This is a genomic window from Frankia sp. CoWAU3 (assembly GCF_977971855.1).
This window is the reverse complement of the sequence record NZ_CDWWXB010000054.1, coordinates 13,659-18,151: the sequence shown is the minus strand read 5'-3', so window position 1 is coordinate 18,151 and position 4,493 is coordinate 13,659. Positions and strand designations below refer to the sequence as shown.

4 protein-coding genes and 1 pseudogene are annotated in these 4,493 nt (G+C 67.1%); 2 read left to right on the top strand and 3 right to left on the bottom strand.

Going from position 1 to position 4,493, the window contains the following annotated elements:
- On the bottom strand, positions 1 to 1,177 hold a 1,177-nt coding region (locus tag AC08ON_RS07580), incomplete at its 3' end, for a cystathionine gamma-synthase (protein ID WP_476607013.1).
- Positions 1,178 to 1,215: 38 nt separating this feature from the next.
- Positions 1,216 to 2,595: a cystathionine beta-synthase gene (locus tag AC08ON_RS07575; protein WP_476607015.1), complete on the bottom strand. Its 1,380-nt coding sequence runs from the start codon at positions 2,593 to 2,595 to the stop codon at positions 1,216 to 1,218.
- A 510-nt stretch (positions 2,596 to 3,105) separates the two neighbouring features.
- Here AC08ON_RS07575 and AC08ON_RS07570 point away from each other — a divergent pair.
- Entirely contained in the window at positions 3,106 to 3,510 is a 405-nt protein-coding gene (locus AC08ON_RS07570) for a YccF domain-containing protein (protein ID WP_476607014.1), read from the top strand.
- A gap of 136 nt (positions 3,511 to 3,646) precedes the next feature.
- On the opposite strand, the gene AC08ON_RS07565 is transcribed toward AC08ON_RS07570, so the two are convergent.
- A complete protein-coding gene (locus tag AC08ON_RS07565; RefSeq protein ID WP_476616689.1) occupies positions 3,647 to 3,814 on the bottom strand; it encodes a hypothetical protein in 168 nt (55 codons plus the stop codon).
- Here AC08ON_RS07565 and AC08ON_RS07560 point away from each other — a divergent pair.
- Positions 3,807 to 4,493 (top strand): annotated as a pseudogene (locus tag AC08ON_RS07560) (hypothetical protein); the annotation flags it as partial. The gene AC08ON_RS07565 and the pseudogene AC08ON_RS07560 sit on opposite strands and share 8 nt — an antisense overlap.

The following is a 4,493-nucleotide window of genomic DNA, read 5'->3' as shown; positions in this document are numbered from 1 at the left end:
ACGCGGATCCGTCGGAAAGCCCGCGCAGCGCCTGGTGCAGATCGGCGACGAGGTCGTCCACCGATTCGATCCCGACCGAGAGCCGAACGAGGTCCGCGGGTACCGCGAGCGGCGAACCCTCCACCGAGGCATGGGTCATGCTCGCCGGATGTTCGATCAGGGATTCCACCCCACCCAACGACTCGGCGAGAGTGAACAGCCTGGTCCGGCCGCATGCCGCCACGGCCGCCTGGGGGCCGGCCCGAAGGGTGAACGAGACCATCCCCCCGAAGTCGCGCATTTGCTTCGCGGCGATGTCGTGACCCGCATGGCCGGTCGAACCCGGGTAGCGGACGGTCCCGACAGCGGGGTGCGTGGCGAGCTCGGCCGCGATACGCCGAGCGTTGTCGCAGTGCCGGTCCATCCGAACGGGGAGCGTCTTGACACCGCGCAGTACCAGCCAGCTGTCGAAGGGGCCGGCGACGGCGCCGGCCGCGTTCTGCAGGAACCGTAGCCGGGCGCCCAGGTCCGGATCGCCGACCACGAGCGCGCCGCCGACGACATCGCTGTGGCCACCGAGATACTTCGTCGTGGAATGCACCACCGCGTCCGCCCCCAGGGTCAGTGGCTGCTGCAGGTAGGGCGAAGCGAACGTGTTGTCGACCGTCAGCAGCGCCCCCGCGTCATGCGCCAGCGACGAGAGAGCGACGATGTCGGCGATGGACAGCATGGGATTGGTCGGGGTTTCGCACCACACCAGTCGCGTGGTGCCCGGACGGATCGCGACTCGCACCGCATCGAGGTCGGTGAGATCGATGCTGGTGTGGTCGACGCCCCAGTCGGCGAGCACCCGGGCGATGAGCCGGTAGGTGCCGCCGTAGGCGTCCGCCGGGATGATGACGTGGTCTCCGGGCCGGCAGACGGTTCGCAGCAGGGCGTCCGTCGCCGCCATGCCGGAGGAGAAAGCGAGGCCGACCGTCCCGCGTTCCAGCGCGGCGAGGCAGGTCTCCAGCGCGGTACGGGTCGGATTCGCCGAACGACTGTACTCGTAGCCGCTCCGAAGCCCACCCACGCCATCCTGGGCGAACGTCGAGGACTGGTGGATCGGCGTCACCACCGCTCCCGTGACGGGATCGGGCTCCTGGCCGGCATGGATCGCGATGGTCTCGAATCCCTCAGCGGGCTGCTCCATATGCATGACGCCACGCTAGGGCGTCCTCGATGATCGGTGCCGATCTAGCGGACGGCCAGGAAACTCAGCAGGTCGGCACGGGTAAGGATGCCGACGGGATTACCCTCGTCGTGTACCAGCACCGCGGGTTCGTCCCCGAGCACCGCGACGATCCGGGCCAGTGGCTCGCCGGTACCAACCATTGGAAGCGACGGCGACAGATGATCGGCGACCGGATCGTCGATGGCGGACCGGTCGGCGAAGACCGCCGCGAGCAGATGCCGCTCGATGACGGAACCCGCGACCTCCGCCGCCCGCAGGGGCGGTTCGTGCCGCACCACCGGCATCTGCGACACGTTGTACTCGCGCAGGTAGGAGATGGCGGCACCGACTGTCTCGGCCGGGTGGACATGCACCAGATCGGGGGGACCACTGGTCTGTTCGGCCTTGTTCCGCAGAACGTCCGAGACGGTCGGCTCGTTCGACGGCGGCTCCAGAAAGCCGTACTCGTACATCCATTCGTCGTTGAAGATCTTCGACAGGTATCCGCGGCCGGAGTCTGGAAGCAGGACCACAACGGCGTCGTCCGGGCCGAGCTCGCGAGCGACCCGGAGGGCGACTACCACCGCGAGCCCGCCTGATCCGCCCACCAGCAGCCCGCATTTCCTGGCCAGCTCGCGCGTCATCAGGAACGAGTCGCGGTCGCTGACCGCCTCCACCCGGTCGACGACCGTCTTGTCGTAGGTCGTCGGCCAGATGTCCTCCCCGACGCCTTCGACGAGGTAGGGCCGGCCGCTGCCACCGGAGTAGACCGAACCCTCCGGATCCGCGCCCACGATCTGCACGGTTCCGCCGGACGCCTCCTTGAGGTAACGGCCGACTCCACTGATCGTCCCGCCGGTCCCGATGCCGGCGACGAAATGGGTGACGCGACCGTTCGTGGCCTGCCAGATCTCCGGCCCGGTCGTAGCGTAGTGCGCAGCGGGATTGTTCGGGTTGGAATACTGATCCGGGCTCCAACCACCGGGAGTCTCGCGGACGAGCCGGCGGGCCACCGAGTAGTAGGAGCGGGGGTCGTCGGGTGCCACTGCTGTCGGGCAGATGACGACCTCGGCGCCGTAGGCGCGCAGGACGGCTCGTTTCCCTTCGCTGATCTTGTCGGGCATGGTGAACACGCAGCGATAGCCCCGCCGGGCCGCCACCAGGGCCAGGCCGACACCGGTGTTTCCGCTGGTAGGTTCGATGATGGTCCCACCAGGCGGAAGCAGTCCGGCCTCCTCTGCGGCGGCGACCATGGTCAGCGCCACCCGGTCTTTCACCGATCCACCGGGATTAAGGTACTCCAGCTTTGCCAGCACCGGCGTCGGCGTCGTCTCGATCGTCGGTGTGATCCGGACCAGCGGCGTGTTTCCGACAAGATCGATTACGTGGTCGAATGCCTGCATATCGGTCATCCGCGCATCACTTCCGCTCTCGAGAGAGGTAACCGGGGCGACACCTCGTGTCCACGGCAGGCGGGAGCCGGTTGGGCTACCCGAACCGGATCACCTCCTGGATACCGACGACCGTGGCCGGGAAGCTGCCTGCGCCAGGCGGCGGCGTACGTCACCTGCGTTCGTGCGGCCGCGACGGGCCGGTCGCGACCGGTCGGCATGGACTGCTGTCATGACAGTAGCGAGCAGGGCCGGAACGTGCCGGGCCGCGTGGCATCCACTCCGTTTGCGATGGCGTCCCCGGGGCAGATCATCGTGGTGTACCTGACGGTGTGTCATCGCGAGTTCCGATGACCGTGTCCGGACGGCCGTGTTCGGACGACCTGGGCTGGATTGGTACGATAAAGTCGGTGCCGATCGACGAGTGGCGGCCGATCGACAGTGGCGCCGATGTTCCCGGCAGGCTTGCCATCGGCGTTCACCACGATCCCGGTGTCGGACCGGGAGGGAGCGGGTCAGCTCATGCGCCTCGTGCTCAACGTCATCTGGTTGGTATTCGGTGGTTTCTGGCTCGCCGTCGGCTACGCCCTCGCAGCGCTTGTGTGCTTCATTCTCATCGTCACGATTCCCTTCGGGATCGCCGCCCTGCGGATGGCGAACTTCACCCTGTGGCCGTTTGGACGGCGCATTGTCGACCGACCCGGCGCTGGCGGGGCGTCCCTGGTCGGAAACGTGCTGTGGATCCTGCTGGCCGGTTGGTGGTTGGCACTGGGACATCTCACCACCGGCCTGGCACTCTGCCTCACCATCATCGGTATCCCGCTCGGGTTGGCGAACTTCAAACTGATCCCGGTCTCGCTGCTGCCGCTGGGTAAGGAGATCGTGGACGTCGACGCCCCCGTGGTCGGAGCCCGCGCGGCATTCTGAGCCGCTGCGGCAGGTCGAACGTGCTCGGACCGTGCTGCGCCGCCGCGCGAACAGAATGCCGGCCGCATGATCACAACGGCATGATCGACTATGCCGTCCCGCTCCACCGGTAGCGTCGCCAGCATCGCATACGTGCTTATACCGGTCTCATCTCGGGCGTCGCTCGCAGATCGGAGCATTCCGTAGGCGACAGCAGGCCCACAATGGTGTAGTAGATTTGATGGTGTGGAATGTGCGCGCAGGCCAGGAGGGTGACGCGGAAACCCTGGGCTCCCGAGGAGGGAGGTGAAATCATCGTGGACATCTGGGATGACCTTGCGCAGCGTAACAGCGCTCACCTGCGGGAACGATTCCTGACGGGGGACCTGGTAGCGGAAGGACCACAAAACGCGATTTTGGGTTCGTGGTGGCGCAGCCAGGTACTGAACGTGAGCCCGGACCGGTGCTCCCCCGTCTATGATCCGGATCTTGATCTGGACACGCGCCTGGTCCGCGCGGCCGACCCGGTACTCGACCGACTGGCATCCATGATCGCCGGGACCTGGGTGTGCGTGTGTCTCACCGACGACCAGGCAAGAATACTGGCGCACCGGGTCGGTGAGGCATCCTTCGGCCTACACCCTGGGTTCTGCGTCGCCGAGCACCTGGTCGGCACCAGCGCCGTAGCCCTCGCCCTCGTGGAAAGGCGCCCCGCCCGCGTCTCGGGTGCCGAGCACTTTGCTGACCTCTACCAACCGGACGCGTGCATATCCGCTCCCGTCCGCGACCCCCTCAGCGGGCGTATCGAAGGCGTGTTCAGCCTCATTTGCAGGCTCGCCGAGGCGAATCCGTCGGCGGAAGCCATAGTGGGGGAGGCTGGCCGCGCTATCGAACATCGCCTGCTGGAACAGGCGAGCGAGCGGGAACGCGCCTTGCTCCTGGCGTACCGGCAGGCCAAACACCGGATGCGGATACCGGCTGGCGGCGCACAGTTTCCGCTTGAT

Excerpts from the sequence above, each read along its gene's own strand:
- AC08ON_RS07575 (WP_476607015.1), bottom strand. The coding sequence starts at position 2,595 with ATGCAGGCATTCGACCACGTAATCGATCTTGTCGGAAACACGCCGCTG.
- AC08ON_RS07570 (WP_476607014.1), top strand. The coding sequence starts at position 3,106 with ATGCGCCTCGTGCTCAACGTCATCTGGTTGGTATTCGGTGGTTTCTGG.
- AC08ON_RS07565 (WP_476616689.1), bottom strand. The coding sequence starts at position 3,814 with ATGTCCACGATGATTTCACCTCCCTCCTCGGGAGCCCAGGGTTTCCGC.